The 16,122-nt window shown below is 71.8% G+C and carries 28 protein-coding genes; 26 read left to right on the forward strand and 2 right to left on the reverse strand.

Annotation, left to right across the window (positions count from 1 at the left end):
* Positions 1-160: 160 nt before the first annotated feature.
* The 6 genes from B9S61_RS34485 to B9S61_RS34510 all read left to right on the forward strand — a co-directional run bounded on the left by B9S61_RS34485 (position 161) and on the right by B9S61_RS34510 (position 4,480).
* Entirely contained in the window at positions 161-601 is a 441-nt protein-coding gene (locus B9S61_RS34485; protein ID WP_146065023.1) for a hypothetical protein, read from the forward strand.
* Positions 602-612: 11 nt separating this feature from the next.
* A complete protein-coding gene (locus B9S61_RS34490; RefSeq protein WP_103545700.1) occupies positions 613-1,056 on the forward strand; it encodes a conjugal transfer protein TraB in 444 nt (147 codons plus the stop codon).
* 84 nt (positions 1,057-1,140) lie between these two features.
* Complete coding sequence (locus tag B9S61_RS34495; protein WP_103545701.1) at positions 1,141-3,444, forward strand: hypothetical protein; 2,304 nt, start codon at positions 1,141-1,143, stop codon at positions 3,442-3,444.
* Positions 3,445-3,483: 39 nt separating this feature from the next.
* A complete protein-coding gene (locus B9S61_RS34500) occupies positions 3,484-3,672 on the forward strand; it encodes a hypothetical protein (RefSeq protein WP_029380917.1) in 189 nt (62 codons plus the stop codon).
* Between the two features lie 43 nt (positions 3,673-3,715).
* Positions 3,716-3,910 (forward strand): hypothetical protein, encoded by a 195-nt coding sequence (locus B9S61_RS34505; protein ID WP_103545702.1) that lies wholly within the window; start codon positions 3,716-3,718, stop codon positions 3,908-3,910.
* 84 nt (positions 3,911-3,994) lie between these two features.
* A complete protein-coding gene (locus B9S61_RS34510; RefSeq protein ID WP_103545703.1) occupies positions 3,995-4,480 on the forward strand; it encodes a hypothetical protein in 486 nt (161 codons plus the stop codon).
* 81 nt (positions 4,481-4,561) lie between these two features.
* Here the strand turns inward: B9S61_RS34510 and B9S61_RS34515 are convergent, their stop codons facing one another.
* Positions 4,562-4,780 carry a hypothetical protein gene (locus B9S61_RS34515; RefSeq protein WP_029380831.1) on the reverse strand — a complete coding sequence of 73 codons (219 nt, stop codon included), beginning with the start codon at positions 4,778-4,780 and terminating at the stop codon, positions 4,562-4,564.
* Between the two features lie 94 nt (positions 4,781-4,874).
* On the opposite strand from B9S61_RS34515, the gene B9S61_RS34520 reads away from it, so the two are divergent.
* From B9S61_RS34520 to B9S61_RS34620, 20 genes are all read left to right on the forward strand, one after another.
* The gene (locus tag B9S61_RS34520) at positions 4,875-5,657 is read left to right on the forward strand and encodes a hypothetical protein (protein WP_103545704.1); all 783 of its coding nucleotides are present in this window, start codon (positions 4,875-4,877) and stop codon (positions 5,655-5,657) included.
* Between the two features lie 255 nt (positions 5,658-5,912).
* Positions 5,913-6,338: an RRQRL motif-containing zinc-binding protein gene (locus B9S61_RS34530; RefSeq protein ID WP_019329452.1), complete on the forward strand. Its 426-nt coding sequence runs from the start codon at positions 5,913-5,915 to the stop codon at positions 6,336-6,338.
* Positions 6,339-6,357: 19 nt separating this feature from the next.
* Positions 6,358-6,603, forward strand: a complete 246-nt coding sequence (locus B9S61_RS34535) for a hypothetical protein (RefSeq protein WP_031066242.1) — start codon at positions 6,358-6,360, stop codon at positions 6,601-6,603.
* Positions 6,600-6,893, forward strand: a complete 294-nt coding sequence (locus B9S61_RS34540) for a hypothetical protein (protein ID WP_103545705.1) — start codon at positions 6,600-6,602, stop codon at positions 6,891-6,893. The genes B9S61_RS34535 and B9S61_RS34540 overlap by 4 nt, the downstream gene beginning before the upstream one ends.
* Positions 6,894-7,006: 113 nt before the next feature.
* Positions 7,007-7,513: a hypothetical protein gene (locus B9S61_RS34545; RefSeq protein WP_103545706.1), complete on the forward strand. Its 507-nt coding sequence runs from the start codon at positions 7,007-7,009 to the stop codon at positions 7,511-7,513.
* Positions 7,510-7,860, forward strand: a complete 351-nt coding sequence (locus tag B9S61_RS34550) for a hypothetical protein (protein WP_181007663.1) — start codon at positions 7,510-7,512, stop codon at positions 7,858-7,860. Before B9S61_RS34545 ends, B9S61_RS34550 begins: the two co-directional genes overlap by 4 nt.
* Positions 7,860-8,027, forward strand: coding sequence for a hypothetical protein (locus tag B9S61_RS34555; RefSeq protein WP_031066254.1), 168 nt, complete (start codon positions 7,860-7,862; stop codon positions 8,025-8,027). Before B9S61_RS34550 ends, B9S61_RS34555 begins: the two co-directional genes overlap by 1 nt.
* A gap of 93 nt (positions 8,028-8,120) precedes the next feature.
* Positions 8,121-9,062 (forward strand): ATP-binding protein, encoded by a 942-nt coding sequence (locus tag B9S61_RS34560; RefSeq protein ID WP_181007664.1) that lies wholly within the window; start codon positions 8,121-8,123, stop codon positions 9,060-9,062.
* Positions 9,063-9,157: 95 nt separating this feature from the next.
* Positions 9,158-9,463 (forward strand): hypothetical protein, encoded by a 306-nt coding sequence (locus B9S61_RS34565; protein ID WP_103545735.1) that lies wholly within the window; start codon positions 9,158-9,160, stop codon positions 9,461-9,463.
* 91 nt (positions 9,464-9,554) lie between these two features.
* The gene (locus tag B9S61_RS34570; RefSeq protein WP_103545707.1) at positions 9,555-10,232 is read left to right on the forward strand and encodes a GGDEF domain-containing protein; all 678 of its coding nucleotides are present in this window, start codon (positions 9,555-9,557) and stop codon (positions 10,230-10,232) included.
* Positions 10,229-10,675 (forward strand): hypothetical protein, encoded by a 447-nt coding sequence (locus B9S61_RS34575; RefSeq protein ID WP_103545708.1) that lies wholly within the window; start codon positions 10,229-10,231, stop codon positions 10,673-10,675. Before B9S61_RS34570 ends, B9S61_RS34575 begins: the two co-directional genes overlap by 4 nt.
* Positions 10,672-10,938 (forward strand): hypothetical protein, encoded by a 267-nt coding sequence (locus tag B9S61_RS34580; RefSeq protein WP_258040014.1) that lies wholly within the window; start codon positions 10,672-10,674, stop codon positions 10,936-10,938. Before B9S61_RS34575 ends, B9S61_RS34580 begins: the two co-directional genes overlap by 4 nt.
* Positions 10,939-10,965: 27 nt before the next feature.
* Positions 10,966-11,160, forward strand: coding sequence for a hypothetical protein (locus tag B9S61_RS34585; protein WP_103545710.1), 195 nt, complete (start codon positions 10,966-10,968; stop codon positions 11,158-11,160).
* Positions 11,160-11,642 (forward strand): hypothetical protein, encoded by a 483-nt coding sequence (locus B9S61_RS34590; RefSeq protein WP_103545711.1) that lies wholly within the window; start codon positions 11,160-11,162, stop codon positions 11,640-11,642. Before B9S61_RS34585 ends, B9S61_RS34590 begins: the two co-directional genes overlap by 1 nt.
* Positions 11,639-11,821 carry a hypothetical protein gene (locus B9S61_RS34595; RefSeq protein ID WP_103545712.1) on the forward strand — a complete coding sequence of 61 codons (183 nt, stop codon included), beginning with the start codon at positions 11,639-11,641 and terminating at the stop codon, positions 11,819-11,821. The genes B9S61_RS34590 and B9S61_RS34595 overlap by 4 nt, the downstream gene beginning before the upstream one ends.
* Positions 11,822-11,843: 22 nt before the next feature.
* Positions 11,844-12,272: an NUDIX hydrolase gene (locus B9S61_RS34600; RefSeq protein WP_103545713.1), complete on the forward strand. Its 429-nt coding sequence runs from the start codon at positions 11,844-11,846 to the stop codon at positions 12,270-12,272.
* A 95-nt stretch (positions 12,273-12,367) separates the two neighbouring features.
* Positions 12,368-12,883 (forward strand): hypothetical protein, encoded by a 516-nt coding sequence (locus B9S61_RS34605; RefSeq protein WP_103545714.1) that lies wholly within the window; start codon positions 12,368-12,370, stop codon positions 12,881-12,883.
* A complete protein-coding gene (locus B9S61_RS34610) occupies positions 12,880-13,566 on the forward strand; it encodes a hypothetical protein (RefSeq protein ID WP_103545715.1) in 687 nt (228 codons plus the stop codon). Before B9S61_RS34605 ends, B9S61_RS34610 begins: the two co-directional genes overlap by 4 nt.
* 237 nt (positions 13,567-13,803) lie before the next feature.
* Positions 13,804-14,763 carry a ParA family protein gene (locus tag B9S61_RS34615; RefSeq protein WP_103545716.1) on the forward strand — a complete coding sequence of 320 codons (960 nt, stop codon included), beginning with the start codon at positions 13,804-13,806 and terminating at the stop codon, positions 14,761-14,763.
* Positions 14,763-15,698, forward strand: a complete 936-nt coding sequence (locus B9S61_RS34620) for a hypothetical protein (RefSeq protein WP_103545717.1) — start codon at positions 14,763-14,765, stop codon at positions 15,696-15,698. Before B9S61_RS34615 ends, B9S61_RS34620 begins: the two co-directional genes overlap by 1 nt.
* Before the next feature lie 88 nt (positions 15,699-15,786).
* On the opposite strand, the gene B9S61_RS34625 is transcribed toward B9S61_RS34620, so the two are convergent.
* Entirely contained in the window at positions 15,787-15,987 is a 201-nt protein-coding gene (locus B9S61_RS34625; protein ID WP_103545718.1) for a hypothetical protein, read from the reverse strand.
* Positions 15,988-16,122: the final 135 nt, after the last annotated feature.

The raw sequence follows: 16,122 nt of genomic DNA on the forward strand, positions 1-16,122 counted from the left end.
GCGCCTGTCGCCGCTCGAGGCGCTGGGCATGGCGACGGCGGTGTCCGCTCCGGCTGGTCCCATCACGGTCGAGCGGGCCGACTCCCCCGGGTCCGGCCCGGCCACGTCCGGCGGGGGCCTTCCCGCCAGCACCTCGAGCACGAGCACGAAGGAGAACAGCGTGAGTGACGCCTGGCTGACGAAATGGGGCAGCGGCAGCGTCGCGGACATGGACGCCCAGCACGAGACCGAGGTCACCCTCGACGACACGCTCGACGTCCTGGAGGAGCTCACCGAGCAGTCGTTCAAGGCGCACGAGACCTGCCGCAAGCTCTCCGAGAAGGCGCGGCAGATCCGGCACGAGCTGGACGAACTCGCCGCCGACCTGCGCTCCACGCACAACGTCATCGGCCGCATGACCGGCGCCGCGATGGCCAAGCTCGCGGAGTCCATGGAGCTGCTGGCCCGCAAGGCCGACGAGATGTCCACCAAGTCCCTGACGGCGGCGGAGCTCTCCGAGAGCGCGGAGAACGCAATGTTCGACGCCTACCGGCCCCTCCAGCAGGCCACCGAGGACGCGGGCCTGGCCGTGCCCGCCGCCCGCATCCACAACGAGAACTGAGAGGAGATCACGTGAGCGACAACCTCCCCGCCATCCCGGGCATGAACAACGGCGTCGCCAGCACCGGCGGCGCCAGCAGCGGCAACGGCTTCCTCGCCCTGGCCGGCCGGACCGCCAAGCTCGCGGCCTCCGCCCTCTTCCTCAAGGAGGGCATGCACCTGCTCCGCTCCCACATGCAGGCCAACGCCAACGCGGCCATGCGCCTGTCGGAGATGTGCGGCCAGGCCGAAGTCGAGCCCCGGTTCACCTCGATGATCGAGGACACCTCCGCCGCCCTCACCGCGGTCGCGGAGGCGTCCGGGGAGATGGTCAACGCCGCCGACGCCGTCGACACCGACGCCCGCGGCTTCAACAACGCGCACGACCGGGAGTACCGCCCCGGCTACGAAGCCTCCAACGGCTCCGGCGTGCGGCAGGCCAAGCCCGGCTTCTACCGGCGCACCGGCCGCCGCTGACCCACCCACCCCCGCAGCAGCAGGGGCCGGGCCCGCACGCCGGGCCCGGCCCCTGCTGCCCCCTGCCCCTGAACGGAGGCTGTGTTGAGCACCATCGACCAGGCGGCGCCGGCCGCCGACACCACCAAGCGCGTCCCGGGCCACGTCATCTACCGGCGCGTCCTGGCCGAACGCACCTCCTACGCCCTCGCAGCGGCCGGGATGGCCGTCGGCCCGCAGCTCGACGACAGCGCCTGGTCCTACCTCGCCTCCGGCGGAGTCGGCCTGGGCACGCTCGCCTGGCTGTACGCGAAGACCAAGGACCCCGACCAGGGCCTGAGCGTCCTCACGCGGGCGCAGCGGGCGATCCCGTTCCTGACGGCCGCCGGCACCTACGTGGCGAACCTGATCACCCCCGGCTTCAACTGGTGGGAGGTCGTCGCCCCGGCCGCGTGGGCGTCCCTGATGGGCTGGATGGCGCCGCTCACCCGCAGCGCCGGCCTGGTCCTGGAGCTCACCGAGCACCAGGCGCAGCACTGCGCCGGGCCCGGGGAGCCGCTCACCTACACCGAGTTCCTCGCCGCGAAGTGGCAGCAGGCCACCGGTGACGGAACCCGGCTGGTGTCCATCCAGCCCTACCGCGCCGACCGGCCCGACTTCGAGGCCGTCGTCGTCGCCCAGGCCGGGAAGGCGGTGCCCACCTTCACCGAGGTGCAGCTGGCCGCCGCGTTCGACTTCCCGGTCGGCACCGTGAAGATCCGCCCGATCCAGGGCTCAGGGCCCGGCCGGATGCGGCTGGTCGCCCGCCCCACCACCGAGGACACCGAGGCCGCCGCCGAAGGCATCCGCGGCCTGTGGGAGACCGCGGTCGCCGCCCCGGGCAAGGCCGCCCCCGGCGTCGACCTCATCGACTACCGGTCCGAGCCGCACCGCATCGTGCTGCTGGTCGCCTCCCTGCCTGGCAAGGAAATCCACCTGCCGCACACGGCGATCTGCTCCGCCTTCGGCATCGACGACCCCTCCCGCCTAGTCATCGAAACGGATGGAATTCGTATGGGCGTCATCTCCATCTACAAGACGAACCCGCTGATGAAGGTCCGCAAGGCCACCGTCGAAGACCTGACGATGGACTCCAAGGGCCGCGTCACCATCGGCGTCTGCCACGACGGCAAGCCCGCCCGGATGCGGCTGTGGGATCCCGGACAGGGCGCGCTGCGCGGCATCACCGCCGGCGTCACCGGCGCGGGCAAGTCCGTCCTGCAGAACCTGATCCTCGCCGCGGAGAAGCGCTCCGGCGTCGTCTCCTGGGTCGGCGACGTCCAGGGCGGCATGTCCCTCCCGGAGGCGGAAGGCCGCGTCGACTGGTTCGCCAAGGGCCCGGTGGAGACGCTCCTGATGCTCACGGCCGCGCACGCGGTCATGAAGTACCGCGAGCGGATCTCCAACGAGATGGGCCGCGGCGACTTCGCCCTCAACAAGCCGTGGCCGCTCATCAACATCACGCTGGACGAGATCAACCGGCTGCTGTCCCACCCGGACGAAGCGATGCGCAAGGCCACCGCCTACCTCATCGCCGACATCCAGAAGACCGGCCGCAAGGTCGGCATCGGCATCCGGCTCGCCGTGCAGTCCCTGCACCTCAAGGACCTCGGCGACGACGACGCGATCCGCCAGCAGGGCAAGGTCGGCGCGCTGTTCCTCATGCGCACCGCCTCCTCCTCCACCAAGGAGATGGGCCTGGACGGCATCGCCCCGGCCGGTTTCCAGATGGAGAACATCCCCGCCCGGATCTACGAGAACGGGCAGATCGAGGCGCTGTTCTCCGGCAAGGACGACGAGGACGGCGAGTCCACCGCAGGCATGGCGTACATGTTCCTCGACGGCCGGGCGAAGTTCATGCGCACCTTCTTCGCGGAGAAGAAGGACGGGGTCTACCCCGACCTGATCGCCCTGTACGGCGAGGACCCGCCCACCGGGCTGACCGAGGGCGAGGCCAAGGCCGCGCAGGCCGGAGCCGCGATCTACGGCGTGCGGCACACCAACCCCTACGCCGACTGCGACACCCTCGCCCAGGCGTTCTCCGACGCACCCGGCAGCAAGCCGACGGCCGGCACCCCGGCCCCGGCCACCGCTGCGGACACCGACGGCGACAACGGCGAGGCACCCGCCCCGTTTGAGGCGCCGTTCGGCATCCCGTTCGGCGACAGCGGCCCCGACATCGGGGAGGAGCCCGGCCTCCAGGACCAGATCCTCGAACTGCTCGCCGACGGACCCAAGCAGCTCAAGGAGCTGCGCGCCGCGCTCCCCGGCTTCCAGCCCTCCAGCGTCAGCAACGCCTGCTCCCAGCTCAAGGCGAAGGGCCTGGCCATCTCGCGCAAGCGGGGCCTGTGGCAGCTCGCCGACAACTGACCCGCACCCACCACTCACTCACCGAAGGAACCGATACCCGTGGCCCTGTCGATCTCCCTGGTCCTCCTGCTCGGCATCATCGTCGTCATCCTGGTGCGCACCGGCTACCAGCGGATCATGCCGGGCATCGCCGTCTGCCTGTTCGGCTTCTTCCTCGCCAGCACCGGCATCGCCCCCACCATCACCAGCGCCGTGTCCTCCCTCACCGGTTGGATCAGCAGCTTCTGACCAGCCCGATCCCGACCCACCGAACGAGAAGGAGAACCCGACAATGAACCGCCCCCTGGTCCTGGTGGTCGACGACGCCACCGACGTCCTCGCGGCCAGCCCCGAGGCCCGCGCCCTGGTCGACGAGCTGCTGCGCACCGGCCGCCAGGGCGGCCTGGTGGTCCGCTCCCACAGCCGCCGGCCGCTGCAGTACCCCACGCCCGACGCCCTCGAGGCCGCCGCCGGCCAGGAGCAGTAGCCCCGCCCCGCTCCCCCGCCCCCTGCGCCCTCCCCGCCACCACGGCGGGGAGGGCGCGCGTCTGCCCCCGAAACGGAGATCACCGTGGACTTCGACCACATCACCCGCCCGCTGTCCGACTCCGAGGCCAAGGCCGAAGCCGAGCGGATCATCGCCGAAGCGATGCGCCCCGAACGGCACTTCCCGACGTCGTTCCGCGACGACACCCCGCTGCCCGCCTACGGCGACACCCCGCCCGAGAAGCAGGACGACAAGCGGATCGTCCCGGCCTGGGCGGCCGGGATCGCGGTCGCCTCCATCGGCGTCGGCGCCGGCATCACCGGCGTCGGCTGCGGAGCCTGGCTCGTGCTCCAGGGCCTGGCCTCCGTCACGCTCTACGGCGTCCTCATGGTCACCCTGCCGTTCGCGGGCATCGCCATGGTCGCCACCGCGATCGGCGGCGCGTTCAGCAAGGCCCGCAAGTCCGTGTCCAAGACGGTCTACGAGGGCCCGGTCGTACAGAACACGCAGATCAACAACACCAGCAACCAGCGCGGGATGTTCTCCCGCACCCGCAACGACGTCCGCTGACCCGGGCGCCCTGCCTCGTATCCGAACACCTCGCCCGCGGGCCGGGGCTTCGGGTGCGGGACAGGCCGTCCGGCCTCGCGGTCAGTCGTAGTCGATCCAGATACGGCCATGGTCATCGACCTCGGCACCCCGGATCTGCCCGTCGACGATCGCGCCGTTGATCGTCACCTCGACGTCGTAGTCCACGTCGATCCACAGCACGCCGTCGTCGTCGGTGAACGCGGGCCAGATCGTCCCGTCCGTGTCCACGACCTCTTCGAAGACGACTTCTTCCGGCTCATCGCGGGTGAACCACCCCATCGCAGCCGCCTCCCCTCTCTCCCGGGCCCGTCGCTCACAGCTTGGCCCACTCGCACGCTCCGTGAACACCACATCGACAACAAGGAGTTGCCCCGTGCAGTCCAACGACAACACCGGCCCCGGCCGCCAGGAGCTCGCCTACCTCCCCGTCCCGCTCTCGAAGGAGCCGGCCAAGCCGTCACGCCTGGCCGCACTGCGCGAAGCACTGCGCGACTGGTGGGACCGCGCATGGGACGTCGACGGCGTGCTGTACGACATGTGGGACGACGTCCTCAGCGCCCCCGACGACGGCCTGCGCCACATGGCGCCCTGGCTGCGCGTCGTCCTCATGGTCGCCGGAGTCTCCTTCGTCGTGCTGATGGCCAAGGGCGCCGGCGAAGTCATCCTCCAGGCCCTGCACCAGATCCTCACCGCCGTGCCCAAGGTGCAGGTGGGCGTCGACACCTCCAACGGCGTCGCCGCCGTCGTCGACCAGCCGGTGCGCACCTACATCGCCCAGCACTCCGCCGGCCTCCCGGTCGCGGCCTCCACCGTCTACACGCTGTGGCTGCTCACCGGCATCACCGGCCTGGTCCTCGGCTTCCTTACCCGCAACAACGGAGTGCGCGCGATGTGGACGGCATGGGGCGCAGCCACCGTGTTCATGGTCTGGACGGCCACTCCGGACACCAGCCGCCCCGTCGCGGCCGGCCTCGCCGCCCTCGCCTGGACGCTCCTGTCCGCGATCGCCCTGCGCGGCCTGACCCTGCGCCGCCGCGTCATCGGACGCCCGGCCAAGGTCTCCGTCCGGCCCGAAATCCACGTCCCGGTGCCGTACCCGGTCCCGGCCGAGCCCGCCGAACAGCACCCGCACAGCAGCTGCCCCTTCCGGGACTGACCTCCGGTCGCTCCGCCTGGTCCTCGCCCACCCCGTTCCCGGGTGGGCGAGGGCTGGACAGGCCGACCGGCCACCTCGCACCGCGCCCGCCGACGAACAGCCGGCGGGCGCGGCGCTTGCTGTCCACCGACATCAGGAGGAACCGCTCGTGCTCATCCCCCGCCCCCGCCGCCGGATCGGCCGACCCCGCCCGCAGCGCCCCGGCCCCCGCTACCCGCAGCGCCCCGCCCGGCTCCCCGGTACCTGGAGCAGGTGATGGCCGACCAGGACCAGGACCTGGTCGACGTCGACCTGTACGACCCCGGCGACGGCTCCTTACCGGTCTTCCGGTGGAAGCAGGCGGGGCACGCGAACCTCGCGACCCGCCGCCAGCTGCGGGAGATGGGACTGCGCCCCGGCGGCCAGGAGCCCGTTGCCCGGATCGAATGCCGTGGTGGCAAGCGCTTCGCGTGGCTGTACCGGATCGACCTGGCGAAGCCGAAGCTCCCGATGACCCTCGCGAAGGAAGCCGCTCTCGACAAGGCCATGGCCGCACGCCAGACATGCGGCACCTGCCGTCGGCGCTACTTCCACTGCCTCCCTCTGAAGACCTTGGGGTCCTGCCTGGAGTGCTTCGACGGCACGCCCGCTGACCCCGCCTCCTACATCGCTCCCCCGGCCAAGCACCTGCTGGCCGCATGATCCGAGAGGACACCAGCCCATGAGCACCGCCACCCTCGCTGCCTTCACCGAGCCCGACCGCCCCAAGAACCTGCTGATCCGGTTCATCACCGTCGGCGGCTCGTACGTGGACGTCACCGGCCACGGCAAGCACTCGGACAAGAACCGCTGGAACTGCCACGGCTGCGGAGACTCCTCCGACCGGCCCGAGGAAGACTTCCTGTTCCGCATCCGGCCGGACGCCAACAACCACGCCGCCAACTGCCGCGCCATCCCGCTGCGGTGACCGCCCGCCACCTGCGCCGTGCCCTGCTGCTCGCCGCCGCCGTCCCGCTCGCCGCAGCGACGGCCGCCGCCGCGCTCAAGGCCGGCCACTGGCGGCTGTACGCCGACCGGCACCGCATTGAGCTGACGCCCCGGCCCCGCCGCTCCTGCCCCGACTGCCGGGGCGCGGGCGGCTGGTGGGGCGGCGGCGCGAACCCGGAGATGGAGGCGTGCGGCTGCTGGTCGGACCGGCGCGAGCTGCGCGTCCGTCTCTGGCCCGTCCCGGCCTGGCCGTACGGGCCCCCGTTCTGAACGACCCGACCCCGGCCACACCGGCCGGGGTCGGGACCGCCGGGTGGCCGCGCATCGGCAAAGGGCCGGCCACCCCGCTCCCTCACCCTCTTCGAGATCAGGAGACCTCCAGCATGCATCGTCCCGCCGCCTTCGCCGCCCTGCTCGGACTGACCCGCGCCGCCAGCGCGATCGGCGACTTCTGGGTCCAGAACGACTTCTGCGCCCGAGTGAAGGGCGCCTCCGACGACGCCCCGGTCACGTACGAGGACCCGGCCACCAAGGAGAAGACCACCCACGGCACCGCCGACGGCCGCAAGGCGTGCCTGCACCACTGCGTCACCTACACGGCCACGCAGGCGATCGTCGCCGGACTTGGAGCCCGCGCGCTGGGCATCCGGGTCCACCCCGGCGCGGCCGCAGCCGCGCTCGCCCTGTCCTTCGGCACGCACTACATCGCGGACCGCCGGGTGCCGGGCGACGGGGTTCTGGAGAAGCTCGCCGACAAGACCGGCAAGACCAACTTCTACAAGCTGGCCTCGCACGGAATGAACGGCGCCTTCCACCTCGACAACTCCTGGCACCACGGCTGGGAGACCGTCGCCGCGCTTATCGCCACGACCAAGGCGACCACCCGGTGACCGGCCAGCCCCGGACGCGACTGGAACGCGTACGCGCCTCGGTCGGGATCGCTTCGCTGGCCCTCCAGCAGATCGAGGACGACCTTCGCGCCGACGACGTCGACCAGGAGGAGCTGGCCGCGATCCTGCGCGAGCTCATCGAGGACACCGACCCGCCCGGCGGGTTCATGGCGGCCGTCGCGCAGCTGCTCACCGCTGCCGCGCGTCGTGCCGAGCAGGTCGAGCCGGACCACGACGGCGACGCATCGTGCCCCCTGCACGAGGCCGCCGCCCTGATCACCGACAACGCCGGGCAGCGCCTCATCTGGGCTGCCCGCGCCCTTCACCCGCAGCAGGGAGGCATCTGATGGCGAGCGCGAAGGCGACGAACCCGCCCCGAGGGGAGTGCACGCAGTGCTGGTTCCATGCGTACGCCAGCCGCGAGGCCCACGCCAGGCTCGGTCCGCGTGAGGACTGCCCGCAGTGCGTGGACCACATGAAGAACGGCCACCCCGACCACATGATCGTCCGCTGACGCCGCTGCGCGAAGCCCCCGCTCTGCTCACCGCCCACGCCGGGCAGCGCCCCATCCGGGCTGCCCGGCGCCCTCACCCGCAAGGAGATCTTCATGACCGAGCTGATCTACCCGCAGATGCCTGAGCACAGCCTGGTGGTCCTGATCGGCCCGTCCGGCGCCGGAAAGTCCACGATCGCGCGCACCTGGCCCGCCTCCCAGGTCCTGTCCCTGGACGCGCTGCGCGAGGTCGTCAGCGACGACGCGGGCGACCAGGACGCGACCGGCGACGCGGTCGCCGCCCTGCACCTGCTCCTGGAGGCGAGGATGCGACGCCGGCTGTTCACCGTCGTCGACGCGACCAACGTCACCAGGTCCGCCAGGGAGCCGCTGATCGCCGCCGCCCAGCGGAACGACATGCTGCCCATCGCGGTCATGGTCGCCACCCTCGGCAGCGTCTGCATCGAGCGGCAGGGCCCGCGGCCGGCCAACCGCACGGTGCCCGAGGATGTGGTCGTCAAGCAGCACCAGGCCATGGTCGCCTCGCACCGGACCCTCAAGGCCGAAGGGTTCTCCGAGATCGTCTTCTCCGACAGCCTCTACCGGCTGCTGCCGTTCCTGGAGCGCCTGAGCGAGACCCGGCAGGCCGACCTCGGACTGGACGGCAGCGTCGGCCTCGGTGACCTGAACCTCGTATCCCGGGTATTCGGCGAGGAGATCCTGCCGCTGTGGCAGTGGAAGCCCGGCTCGAACGTGGCCGACGGCGACCGTGTCGCGGAGATCCGCCTCGGTCAGCAGTACCTCACCCTCGCCCTGCGCACCGACGTCGACGGCGAGGGCGACGTCGGGTTCGACGTGCTGGTGCCGTGCCCGCACGACGACGAATGCACCGGCCGCGCCTGGGTGCCCGCCTACAGCGTCACCTGCCTGTTCCGGGCGCTCAACGGCGACCTGGACGACGACGAGGACATCGTCTGCACCGCCCACGGCCCGAACAACGGCGACGACCAGGACGACGACCTCGAGGCGCAGGACCTCGAAGTGATCCACGGCTGACGGACCTCCGTGCCGCCCCGACCCCGCCACAGCGCCGGGGCCGGGGCGGTCGCGGTGGTCCCTCACCACCGCGATCACGAGAGGAGATGGACGTCATGGCCCAACCCCCGTACTACGAGGTCGACGTCCCCATACGGAGCACCGAGACGCCCACCCTGCGCGGGGTGCACGTCTTCACCGGCTGGGCCGACAGCCGCGACGCGGCCGTGAAGGCCGCCCACGAGGTCTACGACGCGGCCCGCGCCGCAGCGGAGGCCGGACGCGAGATCCCCCACGGGCGCCCGGACGGCTGGTCGGCCTGTGGATACCGGCCCGGCTGGGAGCTCGACTGGCCCGCCGCGAAGGCCGGCCCCTGGAGGAGCCCGTACAGCTGGCTCAACTCCAATCCCTTCGAGATGTAGCTCTGCCCCGGGACAGCCGCACGTGCTTGGCGGCTTCGACGGCTGCCCCGGGCCCACCCAACCCGTACAAGACGAGAGGGAGATCCTCAGTATGGACTCCGTTCTGCGTGCGCAGGGCCGGATCGGCTCGCGCACCCTCCTGATCACCAGCGCCGCCCTGCCGCTGACCGGCTGGGCGATCCACGCCGCCGCGCTGCACAAGCAGCTCGCCGCGACCCGCAAGGACCCGCTGACCGGCCTGCTGCGCCGCGACGCCTACACCGCCCGTGCCCGCCGGCTCCTGGCCCGCCACGGCGACGACACGACCGTGGTCATGGTCGACGCCGACAGGTTCAAGGAGATCAACGACGGCCTCGGGCACGCGGCGGGCGACACCGTCCTCGCGTCGATCGCGGCCCGGCTCACCGCCTGGGCGGGCCCTCGCGCTGCGGTCGGCCGGCTCGGAGGCGATGAGTTCGCCGTGGTCCTGGAGGTGCCCGCCGAACGCCGGGAGCAGCGCCTCGCGCAGCTGGTCCGGATGCTGCACACTCCGGTCGCCCTGGACGACGGCCGCACGGTCGACGTCGCCGCCTCGGTCGGCGCCGCGACCCCGGATGTGATCGGCGCACGCGACCTGACGCGCCTGCAGAGGGCGGCCGACGCAGCCCTGTACCACGGGAAGCACTCCGGGAAGGCGATGCTGGCGACCGCCGCGCACGCCGCCACGCCGACCGTCAACGGGCGCCGCGCGGGCAGGCCGGGCACGGCCGTGTGGGGGCGAGCGGCATGAGCAGCGCGTCCCTTCCGCCAGCGGCCGACTGGATCCGCGGCATCAGCGTCAAGCAGCCGCACGCCGCCTGCCTCCTCGCCGGGGCCAAGACGATCGAGAACAGGCCCCGGGCCTGGTCGTGGCGCGGCTGGCTGCTGCTGCACGCGAGCCAGCAGACCGACCGGCCCGCCCTGCGCGTACCGCTGATCGCCCGCACGATCCGCGGCCGCGACCTGACGACCGGCGCCGTGATCGGCGTCGCCCGGCTGACCGGCTGCCACCAGGACCCGGACGGCTCCCCGCCCTGCACCGAGTGGGCACAGCCCGGGGCGTGGCATCTGGAGGTCAGCGACGTCCAGGCCCTCGCCCTGCCGATCCCGGCACGCGGGCAGCTCGGACCCTGGCGACCTACCGAGCACCTGGTCGCCCAAGTCCTCCAGCAGCTCCCGCACCTGCGGCCGTGACCGCCCGGCGCCGCCATCTGCGCGCGGTGCCGACACCGCCGGAGCAGCCCGTGGCGCCGGTCCAGCTCTTGAACTGGCGCCACTACTCGCACTTCGGCCCGCCCGCATCGTGCGTGCTGTGCGGCACCACCACCCCGCTGAGGTCCCACGCCAAAGAGCCCGTGCACAAGGTCTGCGCGGAGTTCTGGAACGCGGCGCACCCCGGCGAGATGCGGTTCGTCTCCGACCCGCCCAAGGGCGGCCAGACGACCGACCACGCCTGAACTCCTCACCTCCACCTGGAGGCCCCCATGCGCAGCACCCAGCCCGACGTCGACCGCGCCCTCGCCTATCCCGAGCCGCCGGCCTCGCCGCTCTGGCACCGCCGCGGCCCGAAGGCCCGGCCGCTCACCCCCGCCCAGCAGCGCCGCAACCGCGAGCTCCTCGACCTCGCGCAGCGCACCCCCCGACCCCGCTCCACCAAGCCCCTGGCGGAGGCCCGCTGATGAACCCCCAGACGCACCTGGCCATAGACGGCTACGTCGACGCGATCCCGGCCCCCGGCACCGGCTGGGGCACCGCCCGCTTCGACCTGATCCACTCCCCCGCCGACGCGGACCGGATCGCTCCCGACGCCCCGGACACCGTTTACGCCTGCACCACCGGAGACCCGCGCATCGCCGACGTCCTGCTGCGCGAGATCCAGCCCGGCGACCTCGTGCGCGTCACCGGCACCCTGGTCCAGCCCGACGACCCCGAGACCCCCGCCCACGTCACCGTCGACGGCCTGGAAGTCCTCGAGGCCGCCCCGGCCGCCGTGCTCTACGACCTCGTACTGGAGCGGTTCGGGAACTACGTCGTCGTCTTCGACGCCGACCGCGACCAGGTCCCGGTATTCACCGCGTCCGGCCGCTGGGTCGGCGAGGCCGCCAACCCCGACGCGATCGGCGACCTCATCGACGCCTACGAGGAAGGCGACCTCCGATGACGACCACCCTCCCCGCGCAGCGCACCGTCCTGGAGCGATTCCCCGCCGGCCACCCCCGCGGCTCCTGGCCCGCCGACGAATACGCCGCCGCCCAGCGAGCCCAGGGCACCGACGCCCGGGTCGTCATGGACCTCACCAGCGACCAGTTCCTCGTGGTCACCGACACCACCGCCCACTGACCCACCCAGCCGAGAGGCGAACATGACCGAGACCGAGACCGAGTCGTTCGAGACGATCCGCTACACCGCCGACGTGGTGGCCATGACGCCCGACGGCAACGTCCTGCTGATCGAGCGGGGCTGGCCGCCCCACGAGGGCGCCTGGGCCCTGCCCGGCGGGCACGTTGACCCCGGCGAGACGAGCCTCGCGGCCGCGGCCCGAGAGCTCGCTGAGGAGACCGGCGTCCGCGTCACCGCCGACAGCCTGCGCCCGATCGGCGTCTGGGACGCGCCCGACCGCGACCCGCGCGGACGGTACGTCACCGTCGCGTACGCGGCCGTGATCCCGGCCGCCACCCAGATCGTCGCCGGAGACGACGCCCGCACCGCCCGCTGGTGGCCCCTGGACCACCTGCCCGAGCGCCTGGCGTTCGACCACGCCGACATCCTCCGTGCGGCCACGGCCTCCTGACGCACCAGCACGACACGACACACCTCAGCGCCGCGCCCCGGACCAGACGGCCGGGACGCGGCGCTTCCTGTTCCCCCTCACCAAGGAGCCTTCGCGTGTTAACCACCGTCGTCACCGCCGGCCTCGCCGTCGTCGCCACCCTCTTGGGCGCGATCGTGTCCGGCCGCTTCCAGGAACGCGCCGCCGAACGGCAGGTGCGCGCCACCCACGGCGAGGCGATCCGCCGCGACCGCCTGGAAGCCGTCGCCGCCCTGGCCTGCGCCACCAGCGACCACCGGCGGGCGATGTGGATGCGCGGCGACGCCGTCCTCAAGGGCGCCGGCACCGAGCGGATCGAGGCCCTGCGCGGGGAGAGCCACATGACCCGCAGTGCGGTCACTCGCCCGCTGGTCGCGCTGCGGGTCCTCATCGAGGACCAGGCCGTGCGCGCCGCCGCCGACCGCATGATCACGCTGACCTACGCGATCCGGGACGCGTACACCACCACCGAGGAACTGACCGCCGCCCGCGAGGCCGCGAAGACCGCCCACGACGACTTCGTCAACGCCGCCGCCCGCTACCTGCGCCCCACGAGCAGCCGCCCCACCGTCGAGCAGGAGAGCCCCCGATGATCCGACGCTTCCGCCGCTGCGGCCACGCCCCCGGCACCCTCACACCCGAGGACCAGGCCGTCGTCGACCAGTTCCGCGCGATGCTCACCGCCCTACGCAACCCGCAGCCCTGGACGCCCGGCCACGCACAGGACATCGCCGTGCGGATCGGGCCCTTCGTGGAACGCGCGCACACCCGGCCCGGCGACGACCACGGCCCCGACATGATCGCCGTAGCCCTGGTCCACCCCGACACCCCGCACGCCAGCGCCTACCTCCACGGCCGCCAGCTCGGCTACACCGACCGCAGCTGGCTGCGCTGCGAGACGACCGCGATCCTCGGCACCTGGCATCCCGGCTACGCGATGCTCACCCACGCCGCCGCGAACCTTTCCCTGCCCGACGACGTCGGCATGGACCCCGCCCACTACGCCCTCTACATCGAGGCCCGCCGACGCGACGACAGCCGCGACGGCTTCACCATGCTGCGCCTCGGCCCCTACACCCAGACCCGGCACGCCCAGCAGGACTACGACCGGCTCACCGCCGCACTGGAGGGCCGGGAGACCACCCTCGTGCCCGGACACCGCGTCTCCGCGCGGTACGCACCGTTCGACGTCAGCGACCACCAGAAGTTCGCCGACCCGTACGAGGCCGACGCCGTGGCGCTCCTGAACGCCGCCGTCGCGGGGGCGAGCGCATGACCGCCCCGAGGCCCTGACACCCGCTCCACCAAGAAGCCCCGCTCCCCGGCCGCGCGCCGGGAAGCGGGGCTTTTTGCGTTTCTGGCCCTGGCCGCGTCAACTCCGCACCGTCCGGCACCCGATGGATCATGTGCCCAGACGTGGACTCCCCAATAGGGGAGTGATGCCCGCAAGCCAGTCCTGGCAAGGGTTCCGGGTGTGCCAAGATGCCACTGCCGCGCACGGTGCGGTCCACACATGAGCAACGAGGAAGGGCACCCCGTGCTGAATCCAAGCGGAGCGACACAGGCGATCGAACCGCCCGAGGGCGCCACAGCCGTCGGCACCGGCAAAGGCGGAGTCGGCAAGTCGACCGTCGCCGCGCATCTCGCCGGCGAATCCGCTGCCGCTGGGCACCGCACCCTCCTCATCTGCGTGACGGGCCAGGACGACGACGACCTCGGCATCAAGCGCTATGGCCGCGGAGTACAGCCGCAGGGCGCCACCGCCCTGGACGGCGAGGGTCTGTACCGGGCCATCCACGACCGCGTTCCGCTCCAGCCGATCCGCGAGGTCCGGCCCAATCTGGACGTGCTCCCCGGCGGGCCCCGGGTCGCCGACATCGCGAACGTCTTGATGCTGCGCCTCATGCAGGAAGGGCCGGGCGTCGTACTGAGTCTCGCCCGCTCCCTCGCTCCGATCGCCCCGCTGTACGACCGGATCATCTTCGACAGCGCCCCCGAGCAAGACGCCCTTGAACAGCTGGTGCTCGCCGCCGCCCGCACGCTGATCGTGCCCACGCGCTCCGACGAGTCCTCCATCAAGGGCATGGAACGCATCAGCAAGAACTTCAAGGTCGTCAAGCAGCAGGTGAACCCCTACCTCCAGATGGCCGGAGCCTTCCTCTACGGCTCGAACCCCTCCGCCACGCTGATGCACAGCTCGGTGCGCGCGGACATCCGCAAGACCCTGGGCGAGGGCACACCGATCCTGGAGACGATCGTCGGCTACCGGGAGGTTCCGGCCCGCAACGCCCGCAAGAAGGGGCTGCTCTTCGGCGAGTACGCCGAACTGCTCCCGAACTCCGCGAGCGCGTACGACGTGAAGGCCGGCCGTGCGCAGGCGGAGGACGTCGTCCCCGACACGATCATCCCGCTCTCCAAGGAGATGCGGTCGCTGACCACCGAGATCTTCGAGCACCACAGGAGGGTTGCCTGATGGCTGGCCTGTTCGACGTCGACACCCAAGCCCCGCAGCAGCAGGCGGGCGGTCTCTTCGGCGGCGGCCTGCCGACTGCGGCCGCCACGAGCGTCGTGGTTCAGCCGCTCCCTGGGACCACCCTCGCTTCCATCCCCGCTCCCTACCAGCCCCGCGGCACAGACGAGCTCTCCGACCAGGAGCGCCAGGACCTCGAAGCCTGCAAGGCCGGCGTCGACAACCTGCACCAGGCGTTCTGGATCGCGGGCAAGGCGCTGGAGACGCTGAGCACAGCCGAGCTGCACCGTGAGGAGAACCCCAACTTCGCGGATTGGGTCTGGGAGAACTGGGAGATCTCCGAGTCTCAGCTCTACCGGCTCATCGACGAGTGGCGCGTCGGCGAGGCCCTCGCCAATCTCGGGCACAAGCCGCTGGAGTACCACGTCCGGAAGATGACCGAGCTGCGTCGCCAGACCAGCGACAAGGTCGCGATCACGGTCTACGACACCATCGTCCGGTGCCGCCCTCGCGTCACGGGCGACCTTGTCGAGCAGGTGGTCAAAGATCTCGGCTTTCTCCCGAAGGACGTAGACGCCGCCGACGTCGGCCGCCGGGTCCGTGAGCTCCTGGCGGCGCCGGAGGAGAAGGGCGGCGACAACGAGCCGAAGGGCGATGATGTCCCCGACATCAGCTCGCTCGGGAAGGACTCCCCAAGCGGGGAGTCGAGCCGGAAGCCCAGTAATAGCAAGGCCGACCCCCTCGCCACGAAGGACATCGAGCGCCTGGAGAGCACTCTCGCGTCCCTTCAGGAGGCGAAGAAGAAGATCAATAAGTCGGCGGTGCGTCGAGCCGTCGAAGCGCAGCCCGACGTCGCCGCCCCGCTCATCCAGGAGATCGGGTCGCTGCTCCAGCAGATCGACAGGGCTGTAGCGATCAGGCTCCCGAAGTCGGAGTAGCCCAGGTAGTTCTCGAAGGGGCCGGATTCCCAGACGGGGGAGTCCGGCCCCTTCGCATGTGCCGCAGCGCAGTATTCGCACGGCGTCGTCAGGCGTCGTCCCCGGCCGCCAGCGGCATCGCCTCCTTCCACCGGGCGGACTGAAGCTGGTGACAGCCGGTGGGGCACCAGCGGTCCTTGATGACCTCTCGCTGCGGGAAGGGGAACTGGGCGCTGAGGACCAGGTACACCAACTCCGTGGTGACCGTGTGGCAGAGGGCGCAGGGGATTCCGTCTCTGGTGATTTCCATGCGCGGGAGAGTGCACACGTCGGCGGGTTACCGTCTCGGGCTGGCCCGGCAGCCCGCCTGGCGGGCGCTCCGGTAAAGATCTGGTGATGCGCTCCCGCCCGGCGGGACCGGCTCCAAATCACGCTTCTACGCAGG

The sequence above is a fragment of the Streptomyces sp. SM1 genome, assembly GCF_002910825.1.
In the GTDB taxonomy this organism is placed as follows: domain Bacteria; phylum Actinomycetota; class Actinomycetes; order Streptomycetales; family Streptomycetaceae; genus Streptomyces; species Streptomyces okerensis.

Excerpts from the sequence above, each read along its gene's own strand:
- B9S61_RS34570 (WP_103545707.1), top strand. The coding sequence starts at position 9,555 with ATGGACTCCGTTCTGCGTGCGCAGGGCCGGATCGGCTCGCGCACCCTC.
- B9S61_RS34585 (WP_103545710.1), top strand. The coding sequence starts at position 10,966 with ATGCGCAGCACCCAGCCCGACGTCGACCGCGCCCTCGCCTATCCCGAG.
- B9S61_RS34535 (WP_031066242.1), top strand. The coding sequence starts at position 6,358 with ATGAGCACCGCCACCCTCGCTGCCTTCACCGAGCCCGACCGCCCCAAG.
- B9S61_RS34615 (WP_103545716.1), top strand. The coding sequence starts at position 13,804 with ATGAGCAACGAGGAAGGGCACCCCGTGCTGAATCCAAGCGGAGCGACA.
- B9S61_RS34530 (WP_019329452.1), top strand. The coding sequence starts at position 5,913 with ATGGCCGACCAGGACCAGGACCTGGTCGACGTCGACCTGTACGACCCC.
- B9S61_RS34590 (WP_103545711.1), top strand. The coding sequence starts at position 11,160 with ATGAACCCCCAGACGCACCTGGCCATAGACGGCTACGTCGACGCGATC.
- B9S61_RS34545 (WP_103545706.1), top strand. The coding sequence starts at position 7,007 with ATGCATCGTCCCGCCGCCTTCGCCGCCCTGCTCGGACTGACCCGCGCC.
- B9S61_RS34620 (WP_103545717.1), top strand. The coding sequence starts at position 14,763 with ATGGCTGGCCTGTTCGACGTCGACACCCAAGCCCCGCAGCAGCAGGCG.
- B9S61_RS34575 (WP_103545708.1), top strand. The coding sequence starts at position 10,229 with ATGAGCAGCGCGTCCCTTCCGCCAGCGGCCGACTGGATCCGCGGCATC.
- B9S61_RS34560 (WP_181007664.1), top strand. The coding sequence starts at position 8,121 with ATGACCGAGCTGATCTACCCGCAGATGCCTGAGCACAGCCTGGTGGTC.
- B9S61_RS34505 (WP_103545702.1), top strand. The coding sequence starts at position 3,716 with ATGAACCGCCCCCTGGTCCTGGTGGTCGACGACGCCACCGACGTCCTC.
- B9S61_RS34625 (WP_103545718.1), bottom strand. The coding sequence starts at position 15,987 with ATGGAAATCACCAGAGACGGAATCCCCTGCGCCCTCTGCCACACGGTC.
- B9S61_RS34565 (WP_103545735.1), top strand. The coding sequence starts at position 9,158 with ATGGCCCAACCCCCGTACTACGAGGTCGACGTCCCCATACGGAGCACC.
- B9S61_RS34595 (WP_103545712.1), top strand. The coding sequence starts at position 11,639 with ATGACGACCACCCTCCCCGCGCAGCGCACCGTCCTGGAGCGATTCCCC.
- B9S61_RS34515 (WP_029380831.1), bottom strand. The coding sequence starts at position 4,780 with ATGGGGTGGTTCACCCGCGATGAGCCGGAAGAAGTCGTCTTCGAAGAG.
- B9S61_RS34555 (WP_031066254.1), top strand. The coding sequence starts at position 7,860 with ATGGCGAGCGCGAAGGCGACGAACCCGCCCCGAGGGGAGTGCACGCAG.
- B9S61_RS34600 (WP_103545713.1), top strand. The coding sequence starts at position 11,844 with ATGACCGAGACCGAGACCGAGTCGTTCGAGACGATCCGCTACACCGCC.
- B9S61_RS34610 (WP_103545715.1), top strand. The coding sequence starts at position 12,880 with ATGATCCGACGCTTCCGCCGCTGCGGCCACGCCCCCGGCACCCTCACA.